The sequence below is a fragment of the Streptomyces sp. NPDC002643 genome, from assembly GCF_053592555.1.
Window position 1 is genome coordinate 65,706 of record NZ_JBSFVY010000022.1, and the last position, 22,680, is coordinate 88,385.

Annotated in this window: 17 protein-coding genes and 3 pseudogenes; 13 read left to right on the forward strand and 7 right to left on the reverse strand. The window is 70.6% G+C overall.

Going from position 1 to position 22,680, the window contains the following annotated elements; all coding sequences use genetic code 11:
* Positions 1-240: 240 nt before the first annotated feature.
* Positions 241-510, reverse strand: a pseudogene (locus ACWD4G_RS29750) (AMP-binding protein); the annotation flags it as partial.
* A complete protein-coding gene (locus ACWD4G_RS29755) occupies positions 507-2,186 on the reverse strand; it encodes an AMP-binding protein (RefSeq protein ID WP_451298772.1) in 1,680 nt (559 codons plus the stop codon). The pseudogene ACWD4G_RS29750 and the gene ACWD4G_RS29755, both read right to left, overlap by 4 nt.
* Positions 2,187-2,287: 101 nt before the next feature.
* On the opposite strand from ACWD4G_RS29755, the gene ACWD4G_RS29760 reads away from it, so the two are divergent.
* The 4 genes from ACWD4G_RS29760 (at position 2,288) to ACWD4G_RS29775 (ending at position 8,873) form a co-directional block, all read left to right on the forward strand.
* Positions 2,288-3,145 (forward strand): response regulator transcription factor, encoded by an 858-nt coding sequence (locus ACWD4G_RS29760; protein WP_451298774.1) that lies wholly within the window; start codon positions 2,288-2,290, stop codon positions 3,143-3,145.
* A gap of 295 nt (positions 3,146-3,440) precedes the next feature.
* On the forward strand, positions 3,441-6,269 hold the full coding sequence (locus ACWD4G_RS29765) for a helix-turn-helix transcriptional regulator (protein WP_451298776.1): 2,829 nt from the start codon (positions 3,441-3,443) through the stop codon (positions 6,267-6,269).
* Between the two features lie 423 nt (positions 6,270-6,692).
* Positions 6,693-7,490: a S1 family serine peptidase gene (locus ACWD4G_RS29770; protein WP_451298778.1), complete on the forward strand. Its 798-nt coding sequence runs from the start codon at positions 6,693-6,695 to the stop codon at positions 7,488-7,490.
* Positions 7,491-7,670: 180 nt separating this feature from the next.
* Positions 7,671-8,873 (forward strand): magnesium and cobalt transport protein CorA, encoded by a 1,203-nt coding sequence (locus ACWD4G_RS29775; RefSeq protein WP_451298780.1) that lies wholly within the window; start codon positions 7,671-7,673, stop codon positions 8,871-8,873.
* A gap of 37 nt (positions 8,874-8,910) precedes the next feature.
* Here ACWD4G_RS29775 and ACWD4G_RS29780 read toward each other — a convergent pair whose 3' ends face one another.
* On the reverse strand, positions 8,911-9,894 hold the full coding sequence (locus ACWD4G_RS29780) for a phosphotransferase family protein (RefSeq protein WP_451298782.1): 984 nt from the start codon (positions 9,892-9,894) through the stop codon (positions 8,911-8,913).
* A 218-nt stretch (positions 9,895-10,112) separates the two neighbouring features.
* Here ACWD4G_RS29780 and ACWD4G_RS29785 point away from each other — a divergent pair, with 218 nt between their 5' ends.
* Positions 10,113-11,111 carry an asparaginase gene (locus tag ACWD4G_RS29785; protein ID WP_451298784.1) on the forward strand — a complete coding sequence of 333 codons (999 nt, stop codon included), beginning with the start codon at positions 10,113-10,115 and terminating at the stop codon, positions 11,109-11,111.
* 220 nt (positions 11,112-11,331) lie between these two features.
* The gene (gene lysX / locus ACWD4G_RS29790; protein WP_451298786.1) at positions 11,332-12,822 is read left to right on the forward strand and encodes a bifunctional lysylphosphatidylglycerol synthetase/lysine--tRNA ligase LysX; all 1,491 of its coding nucleotides are present in this window, start codon (positions 11,332-11,334) and stop codon (positions 12,820-12,822) included.
* Positions 12,823-13,003: 181 nt separating this feature from the next.
* On the opposite strand, the gene ACWD4G_RS29795 is transcribed toward lysX, so the two are convergent.
* Complete coding sequence (locus ACWD4G_RS29795; protein WP_451298788.1) at positions 13,004-13,492, reverse strand: GNAT family N-acetyltransferase; 489 nt, start codon at positions 13,490-13,492, stop codon at positions 13,004-13,006.
* A 55-nt stretch (positions 13,493-13,547) separates the two neighbouring features.
* A complete protein-coding gene (locus ACWD4G_RS29800) occupies positions 13,548-14,063 on the reverse strand; it encodes a GNAT family N-acetyltransferase (RefSeq protein ID WP_451298790.1) in 516 nt (171 codons plus the stop codon).
* 136 nt (positions 14,064-14,199) lie between these two features.
* On the opposite strand from ACWD4G_RS29800, the gene ACWD4G_RS29805 reads away from it, so the two are divergent.
* The 6 genes and pseudogenes from ACWD4G_RS29805 to ACWD4G_RS29830 all read left to right on the forward strand — a co-directional run bounded on the left by ACWD4G_RS29805 (position 14,200) and on the right by ACWD4G_RS29830 (position 20,246).
* The gene (locus ACWD4G_RS29805; RefSeq protein WP_451298792.1) at positions 14,200-14,739 is read left to right on the forward strand and encodes a GNAT family N-acetyltransferase; all 540 of its coding nucleotides are present in this window, start codon (positions 14,200-14,202) and stop codon (positions 14,737-14,739) included.
* Between the two features lie 293 nt (positions 14,740-15,032).
* Positions 15,033-15,677 carry a polysaccharide deacetylase family protein gene (locus ACWD4G_RS29810; protein ID WP_451298794.1) on the forward strand — a complete coding sequence of 215 codons (645 nt, stop codon included), beginning with the start codon at positions 15,033-15,035 and terminating at the stop codon, positions 15,675-15,677.
* Positions 15,678-15,871: 194 nt separating this feature from the next.
* A pseudogene (locus ACWD4G_RS29815) lies at positions 15,872-18,724 on the forward strand (extracellular solute-binding protein); the annotation flags it as partial.
* Between the two features lie 193 nt (positions 18,725-18,917).
* Positions 18,918-19,409: pseudogene (locus ACWD4G_RS29820) on the forward strand (helix-turn-helix domain-containing protein); the annotation flags it as partial.
* A gap of 146 nt (positions 19,410-19,555) precedes the next feature.
* Positions 19,556-19,978: a CBS domain-containing protein gene (locus ACWD4G_RS29825; RefSeq protein WP_451298796.1), complete on the forward strand. Its 423-nt coding sequence runs from the start codon at positions 19,556-19,558 to the stop codon at positions 19,976-19,978.
* Positions 19,979-20,018: 40 nt separating this feature from the next.
* Positions 20,019-20,246: a DUF6480 family protein gene (locus tag ACWD4G_RS29830; RefSeq protein WP_451298798.1), complete on the forward strand. Its 228-nt coding sequence runs from the start codon at positions 20,019-20,021 to the stop codon at positions 20,244-20,246.
* Here ACWD4G_RS29830 and ACWD4G_RS29835 read toward each other — a convergent pair.
* Both ACWD4G_RS29835 and ACWD4G_RS29840 read right to left on the reverse strand, forming a co-directional pair.
* Complete coding sequence (locus ACWD4G_RS29835; protein ID WP_451298800.1) at positions 20,243-20,398, reverse strand: hypothetical protein; 156 nt, start codon at positions 20,396-20,398, stop codon at positions 20,243-20,245. The genes ACWD4G_RS29830 and ACWD4G_RS29835 overlap by 4 nt on opposite strands.
* A 13-nt stretch (positions 20,399-20,411) precedes the next feature.
* On the reverse strand, positions 20,412-21,341 hold the full coding sequence (locus tag ACWD4G_RS29840) for a LysR substrate-binding domain-containing protein (RefSeq protein WP_451298942.1): 930 nt from the start codon (positions 21,339-21,341) through the stop codon (positions 20,412-20,414).
* 109 nt (positions 21,342-21,450) lie between these two features.
* Here ACWD4G_RS29840 and ACWD4G_RS29845 point away from each other — a divergent pair, with 109 nt between their 5' ends.
* Positions 21,451-22,644, forward strand: a complete 1,194-nt coding sequence (locus ACWD4G_RS29845; protein WP_451298802.1) for a diaminopropionate ammonia-lyase — start codon at positions 21,451-21,453, stop codon at positions 22,642-22,644.
* The last annotated feature ends 36 nt before the right edge of the window (positions 22,645-22,680 follow it).

Below are 22,680 nucleotides of genomic sequence, written 5' to 3' on the forward strand. Positions count from 1 at the left end.
CCCGGAGTTCGATCTCGCGGACCTTCCCCGAGGCGGTCCTCGGGAAGGCGTCCAGGATGCGCAGGGCGCTCGGCAGGACGCGGCCGACCGTGCCGGTGCGGTGCGCCAGGTCGTCGTCGCGGCGGGTCCGGGTGGAGACGGGCGAGGTCTTTGTCATGCCGTAGCAGATGGGCACCTCCGCCATGTGCATCTCGGTGACCGCCCTCCCCCACTGCCTCAAGGGTGTGGGAGGTGCCCCCAGGGGCGGTCGACCGCCCAGATCCCGATCCGGTCGCCCTTCTCGACGCCGGAGGCGAGCAGCGCGCACGCCGACCGGTCGACATCGGCGGCGAATCGGGCGTACGTCCAGCGCCGCCCGGAGGGTACGTCGACCAGGGCCTCGCGGTCCGGCCAGACGGCCACCGCACGGTCCGGATCGGCGCCGGTGGTGTCACCGAGGAGAGCGGTGTCGCCGGTGCCGTGCGTGTACGAGAGCGCTGTCGGGGCCGCCGGGGTACTCGGCGCCGTCAGCGGAAGTCCTCCTCGCGGTACTCCGCTTCCGAACCCTCGGCCGTGGCCTCGCGCAGCTGGACCCGGCGGATCTTGCCCGAGACGGTCTTCGGCAGATCGGCGAACTCCAGCCGCCTCACCCGCTTGTAGGGCGCCAGCGTGGTCCGGGAGTGCTCGAAGAGGATCTTCGCGGTGTCGGGGCCCGGCTCCCAGCCCGCCGCCAGCACGACATACGCCTTGGGCACCGCGAGCCGCAGTTCGTCGGGCGCGGGCACGACGGCGGCCTCGGCGACCGCCTCGTGCTCCAGGAGGGCGCTTTCCAGCTCGAAGGGGCTGATCTTGTAGTCGCTCGCCTTGAACACGTCGTCCCGCCGGCCCACATACGTGATGTAGCCGTCCTCGTCGCGTGAGCCGATGTCGCCGGTGCGGTAGAAGCCTCCGGCCATGGACTCGGCCGTACGGTCGGGGTCGCCGTGGTAGCCGGTCATCACGCCGACGGGCCGGTTGGACAGGTCGAGGGCGATCTCGCCCTCGACGGCGCCGGGGGCGCCGGTGACCTGGTCGAGGAGGACGACCTTGAAGCCGGGGCTGGGCCTGCCCATGGAGCCCGTCTTCAACTCCTGGCCCGGGCTGTTGGAGACCTGGACGGCCGTCTCGGTCTGGCCGAAGCCATCGCGGATGGTGACGCCCCAGGCGCGGCGGACCTGTTCGATGACCTCGGGGTTGAGAGGTTCACCGGCGGCGACGACCTCGCGGGGCGGGGTGCGCAGCTGGCCGAGGTCGGCCTGGATCAGCATGCGCCACACGGTCGGCGGGGCGCAGAAGCTGGTGACACCCGCGCGCTCCATCTCGCCGAGCAGCCGACTCGCGTCGAAGCGCGTGTAGTTGTGGATGAAGACGGTCGCCTCCGCGTTCCACGGGGCGAACAGATTGGACCAGGCGTGCTTGGCCCAGCCCGGCGAGGAGATGTTCAGGTGGACATCGCCGGGCTGGAGGCCGATCCAGTACATGGTGGCCAAGTGGCCGATGGGATACGACACATGGGTGTGCTCGACCAGTTTGGGCCGGGCGGTGGTGCCGGAGGTGAAGTACAGCATCAGCGGATCGGTGGCGTTGGTCTCACCGCTCGGCTCGAAGTCGGCCGGGGCCTCGTACGCGTCCTCGTAGCGCCGCCAGCCGTCCACCGCCCCGCCGACGGTGATCTTGCCGTAACGTCCGGGCACCTCGTCGAACTTGGGCGCGTCCTCGGCCCGTACGATCGTGTGCCGCACCCGGCCGCGCTCGACACGGTCGCGCAGATCGGCGGGGCCCAGCAGCGGGGTGGCGGGGATGACGACGGCGCGCAGTTTCATCGCGGCGAGGGCCGTCTCCCACAGCTCCGCCTGGTTGCCGAGCATGACGAGGATGCGGTCGTCCGCGCGAACGCCCTGTGCGCGCAGCCAGTTGGCGGCGCGGTTCGAGCGCTCGGACATCTCGGCGAAGGAGAGCCGGACCTCGGAGCCGTCCTCCTCGACGATGTGCAGCGCCGTGCGGTCGTTCCCGTCCGCGATGACGTCGAACCAGTCGAGTGCCCAGTTGAAGTAGTCCGGGCGCGGCCAGGTGAAGCCCTTGTACGCCGTGGCGTAGTCCTCACGGTGTGCCAACAGGTAGTCCCGGGCCGCCCGGAACTCGTCCGTGGCGCGCGTCCTCGCCGACATGTGTCCTCCTCATTGCCGGACCGTTGCGTGACATCGTGTAATGCGTGATACACGTCTCACTACCCCCGAACGGGGGTGCGCCGCGCCGAAGGGACGAGTTCATGGCCTTGAATCCCCCCACTTCCGCCGAAACGGCGATGTCCGGCACGACGGAGTTGCGTGGCGCGCTGTTACGACTGCGGCGGTCGACCGGGCTGCCGCTCGCCTTCGCCGGACTGATCGATCCGGGCACCGGGCAACTGCGCATCAGCGAACTCCAGGGCAATCGGGCCACCTCCCTCAGTGGTCTCTCCGTCCTCTCCGGGAACGGCCTCGGCGGCAAGACGGTCGCGCTGGCCCGCCCCTGTTCGGTGACCGACTACTCGGTGTCGCGCCAGATCAGCCACGAGTACGACGCCGCCGTCGCCGCCGAGGGCATCCGCTCCGTGCTGGCGGTCCCCGTCGTCGTACGGCGCCGGGTGCGCGGTGTCCTGTACGGCGCGCTGCGTACACCCCAGGTGCTGGGGGACCGTACGGTGGGCGCCGCGCTGGAGGCGGCGCGCGATGTGGAGCAGGCACTGGTCGTACGTGACGAGGCCCACAGTCTGTTGGCCGCCGTCGGGACACCGCGGGACGCGTCGCCGGGGGCGTGGGAGGAGGTACGGGAGGCACATGGCGCGCTGCGCGCGCTGGCGCCGCGTATCGAGGACCCGGTGTTGCGGGAGGAGTTGCTGCGGGTGTGCGGGCGGCTCGCGGGCGCGGCGGTCGGGTCGGGTGGCGGCGGGGTCGATCTCACACCGCGTGAGCTGGACGTGCTCACGTCGGTCGCCTCCGGCGCGACGAACGCGGTGGTCGCGGAGCGGTTGGGACTGCGGCCCGAGACCGTCAAGGCGTATCTGCGGTCCGCCATGCGGAAACTGGGGGCGCACAACCGGTTGGAGGCGGTTGTCGCTGCGCGGAGGGTGGGGTTGTTGCCGTAGCACGGCGAGGCTTTGCCGAGTAGCGCCGTAGCAGTACAGGGTCCGTCGCGGGCTGCGGGCTCGTCGTGGCTGGTCGCGCAGTTCCCCGCGCCCCTTATAGGCGGCTGCGCCGCCATCAGGTCGCGGGCCGGGCCACTCGGCGAAGGCCCCGTCGGCCCGTTTTCATGTAACGGGCACGTGAAATTCCTAATGCCGTACTCTGCCTGTTATTCCACTCATCTACCGGCCGTTCCGAAATTCAAAGGCTGGTTGCCTAATATTGGCCCGGACACGACACAGAGGGGAGCGGTGGCCCGTGCGACGGGACTTCAAGGAGCCTGGGAGACCCCGCCCCGACCTGGTCATAGGCAGGGAGGAGCTGTTCTCGGCGGCGCGGGAGCAGCTTTCGCGGGGTGGGAGCGTGCTGGTGCACGGCTCCGCCGGGATCGGTAAATCGACCGTTCTGCGTGCTCTGGCGGCGGAAGCCGCGGAAAACGCCGCCACGGCCCGCACCGTACTGCGCTGCTCGGCGACCGAGTCGGAGTCGCATCTGCCGTTCCTGGCGCTGACGGATCTGCTGGGCCTGGTCGTGGACGAGGTGTCCGACCAGCTGCCCGCGCCCCAGCGCACCGCGCTGGAGTCCGCGCTCACCGGGCGGGGCGAGTCCACGCTTCAGCGTGACGGTCTCGCGCTCAGGCTCGCCGTGCTGTCCGCGCTGCGCGCGCTCGCCGCCAAGGGGCCGGTGCTGATCGTCGCCGACGATCTCCAGTGGCTGGACCCGGCCAGTGTGGAACTGCTCGGATTCGCCGCGCGGCGGCTCGGCGAGCTGCCGGTGCGGATGCTGTGCGCCGTGCGTACCTCGACGGACCCGCACGGCCATGAGCAGGACAAATATCTACGCGCGTCCCCTACGGACACCCTGGCCCTGAGGGTGAATCCGCTGTCCCGGGCCCATGTCGCCGAGCTGCTGGAGAACCGGGGGTACACCGGTCTGCCCCGCTCCACCGTGCGGGACATCCATCGCACGAGCGGCGGCAATCCGCTGTTCGCGCTGGAGCTGGGCCGGGCGCTGGCCGACAGTACGACGCCGCCGCGCCCCGGTGAGCCACTGCCCGTGCCGACCTCGCTGCGGACCCTCGTACTGAACCGCCTGGACATGCTGTCGGCCGAGGCCCGCCACACGCTGCTGGTGGCGAGCGCCGGTGCGCGGCCCACGGTGGCGTTGCTGCACGCCGCCGGGCGGGAGAACGCCGAGGCGGAGACCGCGCGGGCCGTGGAGCTGGGGCTGCTGGCACCGGAGCGGGAGGCTCCGGGCGTACGGTTCGCGCATCCGCTGGTGTCGGCGGCGCTGTATGCCGAGGCCACCGCGCAGGAGCGGCGGGCCGCCCATGCCGCGCTGTCGACGGCCGCCGTCGACCCCATCGAGCGGGCCCGGCACCTGGCGCTGTCCACGCAGGGCACCGATCCGCAGGTCGCCGCGCGGCTCGGCGAGGCCGCGGCCGCGGCCCGGGACCGGGGCGCCCCGTCCGTCGCCGCCGAGCTGGGGCTGCTCGCGGCCCGGCACACCCCGGCCGACGCGACGCCCGGCCCGGACGAGCGGCGGTTGCAGGCCGCCGAGGACGCGCTGACCGCCGGGGAGAACGACCTCGGCCGGGACATCGCCCGTGAGGTGCTGAGCCGGGCGACCGAACCGGCCGAGCGGGTACGGGCCTGGATGGCGGTGATCGACGCGGCCGGGCAGTCCATCACCGAGGTCGACGCCGTCTATCCGCAGGCCCTCGCCGACGCGGGCGACGATCCGCGGCTGCTCGCCCTGGTCCGCTATCAGCTGGCCTGGCGTGCCCTGGTCATCGACGGCGACTTCGCGGAGGGCCGCGAGGAGGCCGCCCGCGCCGCCGAACTGGCCGCCGAGGCCGACGACCGGCGCACCGAACTGCTCGCGCTCGCCCTCCAGGCCCAGGTCGAGACCCTGATGGGGCACCCGGACGCGCCCATGACGATCAAGCGGGCGCTGAAGGAGCCGCAGGACCCGCAGCTCGCGTGCCACCACAACGGGGCGGGTGCGACCCGCTTCCGCTGGCTGATGATGAGCGACCAGTTCGGCGAGGCCCGGGCCGTCGTCACCTCGCTGCTGCGTGAGGTGCGCCGGCGCGGCATGGTCGAGAGCGAGGTGCACTACGTGCGCTTCCTCGCCGAGATCGAACTGCGCACCGGGCACTGCGGGCGGGCCCTGGACCTCGCCCGCGAGGGCTACGGTCTCGCCCGGGACTCCGGGATCGCCGAGGGCGCCTCGGCCATGCTCACCTCGTTCTGCGAGGCCGCCGGCGGCGATGTGGAGCGGGCCCAGGCGCTCGCCCGGGAGGCCGCAGAGCACGCGGAGCAGGACGGCGACCTGATGTATCTCTCCCGCGCCCTGTGCGCCCTCGGACACGCCCAGTTGGTGGCGGGGGACGCGTCCGGCACGGTGCAGTCGCTGCGCCGGGTGAGGGAGTTGGAGCAGGGGCTCGGGGTCACCGACCCGGCGCGCGGGCGCTGGCAGGGCGATCTCGCCGAAGCGCTGGTGCGGGTCGGGGAGTTGGCCGAGGCGCAGGACGTCATCGACGTCACCCGGGAGCGGGCGCTGCGTCTCGGCCGGGAGAGCGTGCTCGCCGTCCTGGACCGGGCGGAGGCGCTGGTGCGCGCGGCCCGGGGTGAACAGGACGCCGCCGTACGGCAGTTGACCTCGGCGCAGGATCAGCTGGCCAAGCTGGGCTATGGGCTGGAGGAGGCGCGGGCCGCGTTCGCGCTGGCGTCCTTGCGTCCGGGGCGGCCGGGGCCGACGTCGTACGACGAGGCGTCCCGGTTGTTCCGTCGCTGCCGGGCGCTGCCGTGGCTGCGGCAGGTGGAGCAGGTCGCGGTCGCCCCGGCGCCCCCGCCGCGGGTGCCCATGGCCCCGCCCGCGCTGGACGCCCTCGCCGTGCTGGCGACGACCGAGCGGCAGGTGGCCGAGCTGGTCATGGAGGGCGCGACCAACCGGGAGATCGCCGGCCGGCTCTACATCAGCGTGAAGACGGTCGAGGCGACACTCACCCGCGTCTACCGGAAGCTGGGCATCCGGTCGCGTGTGGACATCGTGCGGCTGGCGGCGGGACACCGTACGAACTGACCTCCCCGGGACCGGCGTTTCGTACCCCTCCCGGGGACCAGACCCATTTCGGGGGCGGCGCGCGAAGCGACCCTGACATGCCCGGCACCACGGCGTAGGCCCCCTCGCGGGGCCGGCTCGGTGGCGTGCCCTTTTCCGGGGCTGACGCGCGTAGCTGCCATGGCGACCTTGCGGCTCCAGCCTAGGCTCAAACCCCCGCCGGGGTCATCAAGGGTTTTCCCTCCCCAACTCCCCTAGGGACATCCCCCATTGGGAGGGGCTCACCATCGCTCTTAGTTTTTGAGCCGTGCCGCACGCCAGGGCACACAGTCCGGCCCACCGCCCCGCTCGGCTCCCCCGAGCGGGGCGGTAACCCCCACGGCAGGTCTGTGCACCACCCCCCACCCGCGCGTCCCCCACCGGCAATCCCCCATGAGGAGAACCATGTTCGGGTTCAACCGTGCGAAGAAAACGCTTGTCGCCGCCGCGGCGACCGCCGCCGCCTCCGCGGCCGCGCTTCTCACCGCCCCCGGCGCCGTCGCCGCTCCGCAGCCCATCGTCGGCGGTTCCACCACGACCGCGAGCGCCTACCCGTACGTCATGCAGATCACCAACGCCTCGCAGAGCCAGTTCTGCGGCGGCACGCTCGTCTCCGCCACCAAGGTGATCACCGCGGCCCACTGTGTCGACGGCAGAACGACCAGCAACACCCGTGTGGTCGGCGGCCGTACGTACCGCAACGGCACCGACGGTACGGTCAGCACGCTCACCGACATCTGGATTCACCCCGACTACACGGACGCCACCCAGGGCAGCGACGTGGCCGTGCTGACCCTGTCGTCATCGATGCCGTACACCCCGGTCTCGTACGTCTCCTCGTCGCAGACCGGCGTCTACGCGGCCGGCACCACCGCCCGCATCCTCGGCTGGGGCACCACCTCATCCGGTGGCTCCTCCTCCAACCAGCTCCGCACCGCGACCGTGCCGATCGTCGCCGACTCGGTCTGCGGCAGCTCCAGCTCCTACGGCTCCGAGTTCATCGCGAGCGACATGGTGTGCGCCGGGTACTCCTCCGGCGGCGTGGACACCTGCCAGGGCGACAGCGGCGGTCCCCTGATGATCGGGGGCGTCCTGGCAGGCATCACTTCCTGGGGCTACGGCTGCGCCGACGCGCAGTACCCCGGGGTCTACACCCGGCTGACCACCTTCTCCAGCCTGGTGACCGCCGAGGTCAACTCGTAATCGGGTAAGACCCGGCCCACGATCCCCTGAGGCACTCCCTCAGGTGATACCAGGGGGCGCTGCGAACCTGCCACGAGCGGTTCGCAGCGCCCCCTTCCAGTACCGGGTCTCGTCGCGTTTGCCCCGTATATCCTGCTCGGTGATCACAGAGTCGTACGCGCCAATCGGAAGGCAGCCGCGATGGCCGATCGACGTGCCCGCCGGGCTTCGAAGAGCGCCGACCCGAACGGGAAGGGCAACGGCGCGACCGCGAGCGGGGGCCGGAGGTCCGTCTGGCGCCGTGCGCTGAACACTCCACCGGGCCCGCCCCCGGAGCGGGTGGAGGCGGCTGAGGAGGCGGCGCCCCGGGCCCAGCCGGAGGGGGCCAGTGTGGTGCGGGCGGCCCTGTACCAGGACGGCGTACGGGTCTCCTCCCCCGCCACGCTCGCGGAGACCTACCGGGAACTGCGCGAGGCGCCCGCCGGTATGGCGTGGATCGGGCTCGCCCGCCCCACCGAGGACGAACTCCTCTCCCTGGCCTCAGAGTTCGGCCTCCATCCGCTCTCCGTCGAGGACGCGATGGAGGCCCATCAACGCCCCAAGCTGGAACGCTACGGCGACACCCTCTTCGTCGTCCTGCGGGCGGCCCGGTATCTCGACGCGCCGGAGGAGGTCGACTTCGGCGAGCTGCATGTGTTCGTCGGCCCCGACTTCGTGATCACGGTCCGCCATGGCGCGGCGCCCGACCTCTCGGCGGTGCGACAGCGGATGGAGCAGACCCCGGAGCTGCTGAAACTCGGCCCCGAGGCCGTTCTGTACGCCATCCTCGACGCCGTGGTCGACGGCTACGTCCCGGTCGTCACCGGCGTCCAGAACGACATCGACGAGATCGAGACGGAGGTGTTCCGGGGCGATCCTGAGGTCTCCCGCCGCATCTACGAACTCTCCCGCGAAATGGTCGAGTTCCAGCGCGCCACCCGTCCGCTGGTCGGCATGCTGCACGGTCTGATGGCGGGCTTCTCCAAGTACGGCACGGACGAGGAACTCCAGCGCTACCTCCGCGACGTCGCCGACCACGTCACCCACACCAGCGAACGCGTCGACGGCTTCCGCCAGGCCCTCACCGAGATCCTGACCGTCAACGCGACCCTGGTCACCCAGGAACAGAACGCGGAGATGCGCGCACTGGCGGAGGCCGGCTTCCAACAGAACGAGGAGCTCAAGAAGATTTCGGCGTGGGCGGCGATCCTCTTCGCCCCGACGCTGGTCGGGACCATCTACGGAATGAACTTCCTGCACATGCCGGAGTTGCGCTGGGTGCTCGGATACCCCTTCGCGATCGCCCTGATGGGGATCGTCTGCACCAGTTTGTACATCATCTTCAAGCGACGGGGCTGGCTCTGAGCGGTCATCGTCGAGCGCCGAACGGACCTCCCGCGGGTCAGAACGCCCAGCCGCGCCGGTCGGCCAGCCATCGCAGGCACACCTCCCCGCACCACGTCTGGTGTTGACGAATGTGCGGGGACCAGTCCGCCGGGGGCTGTCCGCCGGAGGTCAGGAAGAAACCCGAGAGTGCGGCCAGCGCCGCATCGAGTTGTTCGTCGGCGACTCCACGGGTGGTGGGGTGCCGGATGAAGAGGGACGTGGCGTCGTGGCCGTCGGCGTGGGCGGTGGCCAGGAGCAGCACCAGATCGAACCAGCTCGCCCCCAGACATGGCCAGTTCCAGTCGCAGATCCACGCGGTGCCCGAAGCGTCGATCAGCACGTTGTCCTGGCGCAGGTCGTGGTGAAGGACGGCATGTCCTGCGACGGCCTCCCGCCATCCGCTCTCCAGACCGGCCAGCACGTCCAGGAGGTCGAGTGGCATCCAGGAGGGGAGGACATCCGTGGGCGTGGCGCCACGGGCGAGGTCGCGCCAGTCGGCGAAGTCACCCTCCGCGCCCACCGGCTTGAGACCGAGGTGCTGGAGCCGTGCGGGTGGGGTGGCGAGCGCTTCCGCGGTGATCGTGCAGGCGTCGAGGGTGGCCTTGAGCTCGTCGGGTTTCCATGGCCTGGCCGGCATACGGCCGCCGTCGACAGCTTCGATACCAAGGACGACCCAGCCGTCCTGCTCCTCGATCCACCGCAGGCGCGGCGCCGGAATCGGTGCGGGGAGCGCCTGGTTGATCGACGCTTCCCGGCGGTAGCAGTCGGCGACCACCGCGTTGTCCGCGCTGTTGACCGCCTTGATGAACTGAGGCCCCGACCTGCCGCGCAGTACCGCGGCGAAGCCGCTGGTGAATCCGCTCCCGGCACTGGGCCCGGCCTGTACCTCGCCCCCGAGACGCTGTGCGATGAGCCGGCGAACGTCCTGGGGAAGGTCCCGCCAGTGCGGGCGTACCGCTGTGGCGTGGTACCGAAGGCGCGGGGTGACGATCTTGGGCATGCCGTCAGCATGAGGGAACCGCATGCGCCGGCGCCACACAGTTGTCACGCGGGCGAGGGGGCCGGCCCCTTCGCCGGCTGAGCCACGTAGCCACGTAGCCACGTGGGACTGCGTCGAGACGAGGAGCGTCCTGGTCGAGGACCCGATAGCCTGCGTGGAGCGATCTCCGAGTAACGAGATTCAACCTGGCAGAGGGAGGTCGGAAGTTGGGGGCGAGGATGGGCGCGACAAGAGCGGTGGCCGTCTACTCTCTCGGTGGCACCATCGCCATGACCACCGATCCGGCGACCGGCGGAGTCGTCCCGGCCCTCTCCGCCCACGACCTCCTCGCGGCCGTGCCCGGCCTGGATGGCCGCGGAATCGAGCTGCGCGTGCACGACTTCCGCCGTGTGCCCGGTGCCTCACTGACCTTCGACGACCTCACGGAACTCGGCGCGGCGGTCGACAAGACCCTCGCCGGCGGTGACGTCGACGGTGTCGTGATCACGCAGGGGACCGACACCATCGAGGAGACCGCGTTCTTCCTGGACCTTCATCACGGCCACGAGCAGCCGATCATCGTCACCGGCGCCATGCGCAATCCCACCATGGCCGGTCCCGACGGCCCCGCCAATCTGTACGCGGCCGTACTCGCCGCAGCCGACCCGCAGTTGCGTGGCGCCGGTGCCCTGGTCGTCCTGAACGACGAGATCCACGCGGCACGCCACGTCCGCAAGTCCCACACCACCAGCCCCTCCGCCTTCACATCACCCGGCGCGGGACCCATCGGCCGGATCGCCGAGGACAGCGTACGACTGACCGCTTCCCTACCCCACCGCCGCAGCCCCTTGCCCCGGCCGCGAAGCCGTGAAGCGCGCGTGGGCCTGTATACGGTCAGTCTCGGCGACGACGGGGAACTGCTCGCGGCATGGGACGGCCGATGCGATGGGCTCGTCGTCGCCGCCTTCGGTGTCGGCCACGTTCCTCAACGACTCGTCGAGAGCCTCGAACGGCTTGCCACGCGCATCCCCGTGGTCCTCTCATCGCGCATCGGCAACGGCCCCGTCCTGACCAGGACATACGGCTTCCCCGGCTCCGAGAAGGACCTGATCGGCCGTGGCCTGATCCCGTCCGGCGATCTCGGCCCCCACCAAGCACGCCTCCTGCTCCACGCACTGCTGACACAGGACGCGGACCACGAGACGATCACGGAGAAGTTCTCCGGCTTCGCGGGCTGACCTGCGTACCTCAGCACGTCCGAGGTCTCCGTGAGGAGGGCCATGTCCTCCTCACGGAGACGGCCGTTACGTCGGCCGAGGCCGCAGAGCCGGGTGCGGCTGGACGGCATGGTGTATCGGCTACGGCGCCCTCGTACGGAAGATCCGGGGGTTCGTACGGAAGATCCGGGGGCATTGGCCGCGACAGAGGCGCTGCTCCTCGCCGCATACCCTTGGTCCCATGAGTCACGAGCCCTACGAAGACGCCCCGGAGCAGATGCGCGTCCGCCTGGAGAAGGTGGCGCGGCTCCGCGATAACGGCGTCGACCCCTACCCGGTGAACTACCCGCGCACACACACCGTCGGCGACGTCCGGGCGAAATACCCCGAGTTGGAAGCCGACACCGCGACCGGGGAGAAAGTCGGGATCACGGGCCGGGTCATGCTGTCGAGGATCGGCGGCAAGCTCTGCTTCGCCACCCTTCGGGATGGGACCGCCGCGATCCAGGTGATGATCTCGCTCGCGGGCGTCGGTGAGGAGGCACTCGCGGCCTGGAAGCGCGATGTCGACCTCGGCGACCACATCGGCGTGACGGGCGAGGTCATCTCGTCCAAGCGCGGCGAGCTGTCGATCATGGCGGAGAGCTGGGCGATCACGTCGAAGTGCCTGCGTCCGCTGCCGGAGAAGCACGCCGGGCTCACCGATCCCGAGGCGCGGGTCCGCTACCGCTATCTCGACCTCATCATCAACGACGAGGCCCGCAAGATGGCCACCTTGCGCAGCGACACCGTGCGGGCGATCCGGGACTTCTGGCACTCCGAGGGCTACCTGGAGGTCGAGACGCCGATGCTCCAGCCGATCCATGGCGGTGCGGCGGCCCGGCCGTTCAAGACCCATATCAACGCCTACAACATGGAGATGTATCTCCGGATCGCGATCGAGCTGTACCTGAAGCGGCTCGTCGTCGGTGGCATCGAGAAGGTCTTCGAGGTCAACCGCAACTTCCGGAACGAGGGTGCGGACTCCACGCACAATCCCGAGTTCACGATGCTCGAAACCTACGGCACCTATCTCGACTACAACGACATGGCCGATCTCACCCAGCGGTCGGTTCAGCAGGCCGTCGTGGCCGCGCTGGGTACGACCGTGGTCGTCCATGACAACGTCGAGTACGACCTGGGCATCGCCGAGTGGCCGCGGAAGACCGTCTACGGCCTGGTCTCGGACGCACTCGGCGAGGAAATCACTCCGCACACCCCGATCGACGGCGTCCGCAAGCTCGCCGACGCCCGCGAGATCGGATGGGACCCCAAGTGGGGTCAGGGCAAGCTCGTCCAGGAGTTGTTCGAGGAGCTCGTCGAGCACACGCTCATGCAGCCCACGTTCGTCATGGACTACCCGGTGGAGACCTCGCCGTTGACCCGCCAGCACCGCTCCGAGCCGCTTCTGGCGGAGAAGTGGGACCTGATCGGTTTCGGTGCCGAAATGGCCACGGCCTACTCGGAACTGGTCGATCCCATCGAGCAGCGCCGCCGCCTCACCGAGCAGTCCCTGCTGGCCGCGGGCGGCGACCCGGAGGCCATGCAACTCGACGAGGACTTCCTCCGCGCCCTGGAATACGGCATGCCCCCCACGGGCGGCATGGGCATGGGCATCGATCGCTTGATCATGGCCTTCACCGGCAAGAACATCCGCGAGACCATCCTGTTCCCTCTGGTGAAGCCCAACTGACAAGTCCCAGCGGTCCATTGCCATGGCCCCCGCATGAAGTCGGCGCGGGGGCCATGGCAACGGGTGAGGCATCGCCGGGCGGCGAGCCGCCGGCGCCGCCGGGGACTCGAACCCCCGAACCGATGACAACGTGGCCTGGCACGACGCGTTCACCGGCGGATTCCGTGAAACGTGACTGCGCCTACGCGAGTTGCTTCCGCATCAATGTGCAGATCGTCTCGTAGCGGCGCAGCGATCCATCAGGGGCTTGTTCGTCCCACGCGTCCGGCTGGCGGTCGTACGCGACATATCCCAGTCGTTCGTACAGGGCGCGTGCCCTGGGATTGTTTTCCTCCACAGCCAGCTCGGCCTGCCGCAGACCCCGGTCTCTGATCCGCAGTTCGGCGGCTTCGACAAGGAACGTGCCGATACCGCACGACTGCAACGCGGGGTGGACCGCCAGCTGCCACAACGTGCCGACACCGTCCTTGACCTGGTAGTCGATGCCGCCCTTCGCCACGGGGATGTCGGTTGCGGGGCAGACCGCGAGGTAGTCGACCTCACCGGTCCGGGCACGTTCCAACTGCTTGGCGACGCCGGCCAGGTGGTGGTCAGACCCCGCCCATCCGCACGACGCCAGGTCCGCGTGCGTCAAGTCGCGGGCTGACAGCTTCAACACAACGTTGGTCATCTTCACTACCTCCGGCGAGCCGGCTTCCACCGCGCGCGCCGTCTTAGGTGATCCTTCAGGCCAGTTCGGGCTCACGGGCCATGCGCACGTTGGGCAGTCTGCCTCGCCAGAGCTCACGCTCACCAGTGGTCCTGAATCCGTACCGCTCGTAGAAGCGGATCGCCTTCTCGTTGTAATCGGTCACCCACAGGCGCATGGGAGCGTCCTGCGCCCACGCCAGGAACTCGCCCATCAACCGACCGCCGGTGCCTTGGCTTTGGGCTTCGTCCAACAGATACATCGGCCCGAGGGTGATGACCTCGTCCCGGCGCCCGCAGAGGAACCCGACGATGTCCGCCCCGGAACGAACGACACGGCAGAACAACAGATCCGGCTGCCGCACGGCCTCCTCGATGAACTCTCTCCACCGGGCAACACCCTCCGCGGTCACAGCGGACCCGAGGTGCTCGTGAATCCACGCCTCATCGATCCCCGCTCCCTCGTTGAGGTAGGTCTGGAGCCAGGCCCTCAACTGCACCCGGCCCATGACTGCGGCATCGTCAGGTTCGGGTACGTCGATCCGGTGGACCACAGGGCCGTCCTTCACAGTGCGGCTGATGGATCTCGTGTGGCTTTCCGCCCAGGCCACACCGGCTGAAAGGATAAGCCGCCGCACGCCACCAAAAAATCGTGGCAGGGGTCCAGCCCCTCTCGTAGGGTCAGTCGGCATGGCCGGTAGTCATCGCGACAAGCGCGTCTTTTCTGAACTCGCCACCCGTGTCCCCGGATTGACGTTGTGTCTGCTCGCTGCCGAGCGAGCCGATGAGTATGACGCGCTCATCGACCGCAATCGCGAGCACCTCACCCAGCACGGCGACTACCAGGAGCTGGCCGCATCGGACTACAACGCCGTGCGTGCCGAGCTGCTCGACGATCCCAGTCCGTCCCTCCGGTGCGGCATCCTCCTTCACGGCGCCCTCATCGGCCGCGTTGACCTCGTGGCGGTCAACCCGCCCAAGTACGGCTTCGGCTACTGGCTCGACCGCCAGGCAACGGGACATGGGTACGCCACCGCGGCCTGCCGTGCGCTGATCGAGTACGGGGCCACCGTGCTGGGCGCCACCGACGTGTTCGCGGGCGTCAGTCACGGAAATGACCGGAGCAGCGCCGTGTTGACCCGGCTCGGCTTCGAGGTCGCCGAGGTCTTCGAGACCTACACCCGATACCACCGGGCCCTCGTCGCCTCGCCCTGCGCGAAGAGCGTTTAGGCCATCCTCGCCCTCGCCGGCGTCATCGCCCGCCGGCTCCCTCCCCAACCGCCGGAGGGCTCAAGGGCGGGCCTGGGGCGGCCGATGGGAGTGGCATGAGAGCACGTCTTCCCGCCGTCGCGCGTCGCGTTGTGGCCCGTCGCATGCTCGGGGTGGCCGCCGGGCTGTTCGCCGTCCCCTGGGTGGTAGGGCCCGGCCGCCGGGGCGGAGCGGCGGCATCCGACGGCTGTTGCCTGGCGTTGACGGGGGACGAGACTCACCTGCGTGCGTTGTTCGGATCGGAGAACCGAGTGATGCGCACCAACGAGCGGGTGGTCGCGGTGACGTTCAACGCCGCCTGGAACACCGCCGGCCTCGAAGCCATCCTCGACGAGCTCGCCCGCCGGCACACGCCCGCAACGTTCTTCCTGACCGGTGACTTCGCCGACCGGTACCCCGAGGTCGTGGGGAGGATCGCGGACGAGGGCCACGGGCTGGGCAACCACTCCTACAGCCACCCTCATTTCAAGGACCTCACCGCGGCCGGAAGGCGCCGTGAGATTCAGGCAGCGGACGTGGCACTGCGTGAGGCAGGCGCCGGAGGAGCCCTGACGCCGTTCTTCCGGTTCCCCTACAGCGAGACCGGCCCGGCACAGATCAAGGAGGTCAACGGGCTGGACCTGGCGGACATCGAGTTCACCACCGACACCAACGGATGGATGGGCACCGAGGGCGGCATGAGCGTGGACCGCGCGGTGCGCAGAGTGCAGGACGCTCTGTGTGCGGGGGCGATCGTGCAAATGCACGTCGGTACGACCGAGGGCCGGAGCGAGGTGATCGACGCGCAGGCCCTGCCACGGATTCTCGACGCCGTCGCCGCCCGTGGTTACCGGGTCATCGACCTTCGCACCCTCCTCGCGCCTCCGCCCCGCACGGCGCGGATCGCGGACCAACCTTGAGAGGGACCTCCGGCGCGTCGAGAGGGACTCATCGGCCGAACGGGGGCCGGGATTCGCCCTCGAAGCGCGCCCACCACGGCGCCCTCGACGCCGGCCCGGAACGGGGCGACGCCTTCCTGCGCCGGTATCCGACAGCAAACAGCAGCACTGGGCCGACGACGGCCGCGATTGCGGCGGCCACGGTCCAACCGCGCGTGCCGCCACCGCCGCCCTGCACCATCAGCCCGCCGGCGCTCCCCTGCACGGCCTTTGTAGCCGCCCTCGCGGCGACCGCACTGGTCGCCGGATGCGCGACCGGAAGCGGCAGCGGCTCGTCCGGAGCCGACGGAGACACGATCACCTTGTGGACGCACAACGCCGGCAACTCGGCCGAGCTGGACGTCGTCAAGAAGATCATCAAGGACTTCAACGGCTCGCAGAGCACGTACGAGGTCGAGCTCCAGGCGTTACCGCAGAACTACTACAACAACTCCGTCGTGGCCGCCGCCTCGGCCCGCAAGCTCCCCTGTCTGCTGGATGTGGACGGCCCCAATGTGCCGAACTGGGCGTGGGGCGGCTATCTGGCCCCGATGGACCTCTCCGGCAGCGAGGTCCCGCTCTCCGGCCAGCTGCCCAGCACCGTCGGCCGCTACCAGGACAAGGTCTACGGCTTCGGCTTCTACGACGTCTCCCTGACCTTCTTCGCCCGCAAGTCGGTGCTGAACGACAACGGCATCCGCATACCGACCGTCGACAAGCCCTGGACGAAGGACGAGTTCGACGCGGCGCTGGCCACGCTGAGGAAGAGCGGCAAGTTCCCGTACCCGCTGGAGATGGGCACGGGCGGCAGCGGGGAGTGGTGGTCGTACGCGTACTCCCCGCAGCTGCAGAGCTTCGGCGGCGACCTGATCGACCGCGACGGCTACAAGTCCGCCTCGGGCACGCTCGACGGCAAGGAATCCGTGGAGTGGGCGACCTGGTTCCGCTCGCTGGTGTCCAAGGGCTACATGGCGAAGAAGTCCGGCGCCGACCCCAACAAGGACTTCCTGGCGGGCAAGAGCGCCATCCAGTGGGACGGCAGCTGGAACGCGGCCAAGAACGCCGAGAAGCTCGGCGACGACCTGGCGATCATCCCGCCGGTCGACTTCGGCGACGGGCCCAAGATCGGCGGTGCCTCGTGGCAGTGGGCGATGAGCTCCAGCTGCTCCAACAAGTCCGGTGCCGAGGCGTGGCTGAAGTTCTCCCGCCAGACCGAGTACTTCGTCGACTACGCCGAGGCCACCGGCACGATCCCGGCCACCGACGCCGCCGCCGAGCAGGTCGACGGCTACCAGCCGGGCGGTGAGTTCAACGTGTTCAGCCGGTTCGCCCGCGAGTACGCGGTGGTGCGCCCGGTCACACCGGCCTACCCGTACATCTCCACCGAGTTCCAGAAGGCGGCGCAGGACATCCTGGCCGGGGCCGACCCCAAGACCGCTCTCGGCCAGGCCGCGCAGGACATCGACACCAACCTGAAGACGAACGACCACTACTCCGGCTGCCCCGCCCCGGTCCGGTTCGGGCCCGACCGCGCCTCCTCGCACACCCGAACAGGACCGGCTCCCCCTGGAGCCACCGTGACCACCATGACCGCAGCGCTCGCTCGGCTGCGTCCGGTCCGGCGAACCCGCACGACGCGCGCCCGACGCTGTGAGAGCCTCACCGGCCTCGGCATGGCCACCCCGGCCGTGGTGCTGCTGATCGTCTTCGTCGTCGTACCGCTCGCCCTGACCTTCGCCCTGTCCTTCACCGACGCGAGGCTCATCTCACCCACCCCGGCCCGCTTCGTGGGCCTGCGCCCGCCCCGCAACTGGATCAACCACCCCAACGGGCTGGCCTTCCACGACGGCCACTACCACGTGTGCTTCCAGTACAACCCGTACGGACCCGAGCACGCGCACATGCACTGGGGCCACTTCCGCAGCCCCGACCTGATCAGCTGGGAGGAACTCCCCATCGCCCTGGCCCCCACACCGGGCGGCGAGGACGCCGACGGCTGCTTCTCCGGCAACGCCGTCTCCGCCGGCGAACGACTCGTCGCCTTCTACTCCGCCTACCGCACCGACCGCTGGGCGCAGCCCGTCACCACAGCCGAGTCCCGGGACAACGGTCTCACCTGGACACCGCGCGGCAGCCTGCTCATCCCCGACCCGCCCGAGGGCGCCACCATGTACCGCGACCCGTACGTATGGCGCGAGGCCGGACGCTGGCGCATGCTGGTCGGCTCCGCCCAGGCGGACGGCCGGGCCGCGGCACTGCTCTACGAGTCCGACGACCTCGAACAGTGGGAGTACCGGGGGCCGTTCCTGGCCGGGCCGCCGCGGATGGTGGCACCGGACGCCGACACCGGGCCGGGCTGGGAGTGCCCGCAGTACCTGCACGCGAACGGACGCGGCGCCCTGCTCGTCGGCGCCTGGGACCCGGAGCTGGGACCGCGCCGCACCGTGGTCTTCCCCGGCCGCGAACAGGACGGCCGTTTCCTCGCCGACGCCCCCGCCCTCCTCGACCACGGCCCCGACTTCTACGCCCTGGCCCTGCTGCCCGCCCCCGACGGACGGTGGCTGCTGTGGGGCTGGGCCTGGGAAGCCCGCGACCCCCAGTGGGTGCGCGAGGCGGGCTGGGCCGGGCTGCTGACCTTCCCGCGCGAGGTGACACTCGCCGAGGACGGCTCCGTACGACAGCGACCGGCCGCGGAACTCCTCGCGCTGCGCGCGGAGCGCGCGGTGACGGCCACCGGCGAGACCGGCGGAACCGCCGTACTGGGAACGGTGGGCCCGAGCTTCGACCTCACAGCCCGCCTGGAGCCCCGCACCGCCGCCTCGGCAACCGGGCTACGGCTGGTCACCTCCGCGGACGGCACCGAGTACCTGGACCTCAGGATCGACCCCGACGCGGGCGAACTCGTCGTCGACCGCGATCACGCCTCCCGCGACCCGCGCGCCCACGGCGGCACGTTCCGCGTCCCCTGCCCCGAGGCTCAGGCCCCGGCCGGTGCCCCCGTCGAACTGCGCCTGGTGGTGGACCGGTCCGTCGCCGAGCTGTACCTGCCGTCGGGCCGGACCCTGACGCTGCGGTTCTACCCACCGGCCGCTCCCCCTGGCGGATCGAGGCCCGCTCCGGGGACGGGGGAGGCCTCGGCTACACGGTCGGGGCCTGGAACCTGCGTCCGTACACCATGCGGTACGCGACCGACACGAACGCCGAGTCCACGACCCTCACCGTCTGACAACCGGTGGGAGGGAGGCAACTCTCCCTCCTTCCCCGGGTGCGATCGGAGAATTCCTCAAGCAGCGGCGCTCGGAGCTGAGCCCGCGTACGGTCGGCCTGCCCGAGACCGGTGGGAACCGCCGGGTGGCCGGGCTGCGCCGCGAGGAGGTCGCACAGCCCGCCGGCATCAGCACCGACTACTACACCCGCCTCGAACAGGGCCGTATGCAGGCGTCGGCGCCCGTGCTGGACGTGCTCGCCCGGGTTCTCCTCGAAGTATCCCGAGGACCCGCGTCTCATCGAGCTGGTCGGTGAACTGTCCACGCGGGACAAGCAGTTCGCCCGGTGGTGGGGTGATCACCGTGTCGCCGCCCGGACCGTGGGCACGAAGACCCTCAACCACCCGGTCGTCGGCGAACTCGTCCTGGACTGGGACACCCTGACCGCCAACACCGACCCCGACCAGCATCTGGCCGTCTGAACCGCGCCCCCGGCTCCCCCACCCATCGCCCTCGCCCTGAGCCACCGCCTCCCCACCGCCTCCCGAGCGGAAAATCCCCGCTGATCGGGTACGTGGACGTGCCGCGCCTGTGGGTACTCGGTGGCCCAGCGGCGGTGAACGGCACCGCCCCACTCCACGGAGGGATGGCCCCATGACTCAGCATGTTCGCGACATCATGACGACCGACCTGGTGACCGTAGAACCGCAGACCTCGGTGACGGCGGTGGCCCGGATGATGCGCGACGAGAACATCGGCGCCGTTCTGGTCACCGAGGGCGAGCGGCTGCGCGGGCTGGTCAGCGACCGCGACCTGGTGGTGCGCGCGGTGGCCGAGGGCGGCGATCCGAAACAGACGACGGTGGCCGGCGCCTGCAGCGACGACCTCGTCACCGTACGGCCCGACGACGATGTCAAGCGCGCGGTGAAGCTGATGCGTGAGCACTCCGTACGCCGTGTGCCCGTCGTCGACCAGGAGAAGCACCCGGTGGGCATCGTCTCCATCGGCGACCTGGCCATCGAACGCGATCCCGAGTCCGCCCTCGGCGACATCAGCGCCGCCCGGCCGAACCGCTAGGACCGCGGAAACGAACGGGGACCGAGAGGGAGCGTGCGCCGTGACCAGCCCCGACCCCGAGCCGACCCGGACACCCGGCCTGGAACCGGGCGGCGCCGTGCCACCCGGGGAGACCCCGCCCGCCGAGGGCAGCACCTCCGCCGTCTCCCACCGGGAGCAGAGGGAACTGCGCAAGGGGTGGGGTCCCCTGCCGCTGACCCTGATCATGCTGGTGGTGGCGCTGGTGGCGATAGGACTTGTCGCGATGGCGATCGCCCTTATCGTCTAGCGCCCCGACGGCCGCCGGCTCGTCCAGCGCCCGAACCGGCCGATGGCGTCGGAGCCGGTGATCAGGGCCACGGGGGCGGGACGGGGGCTGGGGTCGTCGTGCCGAGGTTCCATGAGGCTCCAGGCGAATCCGTCGGCGCTTGAGAACGCCACGCCGGGGGAACCGTCACCGCGTCCCCGGACGAAGAGCCGCACGGCACGCCAGTACTGCCGGATGTCGGCCCCCGCCCCGGCGTACGACGGTGAAGACGCGCCGTGTGTCCTGGCCGGGAGGGAGCCTGAGGAGAGGGACGGTCGGGGGGTGTCCGCTCCAGACGAGGTCGGGGAGGAAGGCCGCCGCGTGGCCCTGGGCGACCAGGCGGTGGTGGAGCAGCAGATCGGTGGTCTCGAACCGTACGTCCGGCTCGAAACCGGCGTCCCGGCACAGGGTCATGGCCCAGTGCCGGGCGGCGGTGCCCTCGGGTTCCATGACCCAGGGGTGGTCCGCGAGTGAGCGCAGCGCGTCCGGCGGACCGCCGCCTGCCGCTGTGCCGCCCTGTGGTCCGTCACCGTCCGCCGCGCCGCCCGGCGGGAGTGCCAGGCGCAGTGGGTCGTCGAGCAGGTCCTCCTCCTCCAGTTCGGCGGGCCGGGGGTGGGGGTTGCCCGGGTACTCCTCGGCGAGGACCAGGTCGAAGTCACGGGCCTGGAGGGCGGGCAGGGCCCTCTCCGGTTCCATGTGGGTGACGTGGACGCGCAACTTCGGGTGCAGTTCGCGGAGTCGGTCGAGGGCGGCGGGGATCAGGGCGAGGGCGGCCGTCTGGAACGAGGCGATGCGCAGGGTGCCGGTCAGCTCGGTCAGGGAGGTGGCGATGTCCGCCTCGGCGCGCTCCAGACGTTCGAGTACCGCCTCGGTGTGGGCGACGAGGATCTCGGCCTGCTCGGTCAGCCGGACCCGCCGCCCGACCGGTTCCAGCAGGGTGACGCCGACCTCGGCCTCCAGTTGGGAGAGCTGCTGGGAGACCGAGGAGGGCGCGTACGACAGGGCGGCGGCGACCGCGGCGAGTGTGCCTCGGTGCTTGAGCTCGCGCAGCAGGCGCAGTCGGTGCAGGTCGAACATCGTGGACATCGCGGCCCTCGGCGATCAGCGGCAATCATCGGTTTCTTCGATGAATATAGGTCGGAAACATTCGCTGGACCGATCACCGGGCCCGGCGGACCCTGATGAGGTGTCCGACAACGTCACCCCCGCCTCCCCCGTAGCGCCGTGGTTCTCCCGGCCCGGCGCCCGCGCATGGCACTGCGAGCCCGCGCCCGCCGAAGTGCGCGACTTCCACATCGCGCTGCCCGGCTACTCACCCACCCCGTTGACCGAACTACCGGCCCTGGCCGAGGAGTTGGGTGTCGGCCGGGTCTTCGTCAAGGACGAGTCCTCCCGGCTGGGGCTGCCCGCCTTCAAGGCGCTGGGCGCCTCCTGGGCGATCCATCGCGTCCTCGCCGAGCACCGTGCCAAAACCGCAAGCGAAGCCGAAGCGGAAGCCGAAGGCGGGTCGGGCCCTCGGGCCGGGACCGGCACGCTCCCCGACGGCGAGCCCGCCCCGCTCACCCTCGTGACCGCGACCGACGGCAACCACGGTCGGGCGGTGGCCCGTACGGCACGGCTGCTGGGGCAGTACGCCCATGTCCTCGTGCCGCAGGGAGTGCATCCGCAGGCGGTGGCGGCGATCGTCGCCGAGGAGGCCAAGGTCACCGAGGTCCCGGGCCCGTACGACGAGGCGGTGCGCCTGGCTGCCGAGGCGGCTGCCGCGCCGGACGCGGTGCTGGTGCAGGACACGGCCTGGCCCGGCTATGAGCGCGTACCGGGGTGGATCGTCGAGGGGTACTCCACCCTCTGCGCCGAGATCGACGAGCAGTTGGCGGCCGCAGGTGTCACCGAGGGGCCGGATCTCGTCGCCGTTCCGGTCGGCGTCGGGTCGCTGGCCCAGGCCGTGGTCACCCACTACCGCAGCCGTCCTTCGGGGCGGGGCCCGGCGCTGCTGTCGGTGGAGCCCGAGGCCGCTCCCTGTGTCCTGGCCGGCCTCACACGCGGCGAACCCGTCGCCGTCGTCACCGGCGAGACCAGCATGGCCGGTCTGAACTGCGGCACCCCGTCCAGCATCGCCTGGCCCTTCCTGCGCGACGGTCTCGACGCCGCCGTGGCCGTCCCCGACTCCGACAGCGCCCGCGCCGCCGAACGCCTCGCGGCCCTCGGCGTCTCCTCGGGCCCCTGCGGCGCCGCGCCCCTCGCCGGTCTGCGCGCGGCACTCACCGAGGAGGGCGCCGACGAAGGCCGTACGGCCCTGGGGCTGGACGCCACCTCAGTCGTCGTCCTGCTGAGCACCGAGGGCACCGCCGCCAACCCCGGTGCCGCCACGACGAGTTGACCGCCGGCCCGCACCGCCCTCGACACACCACCCGTC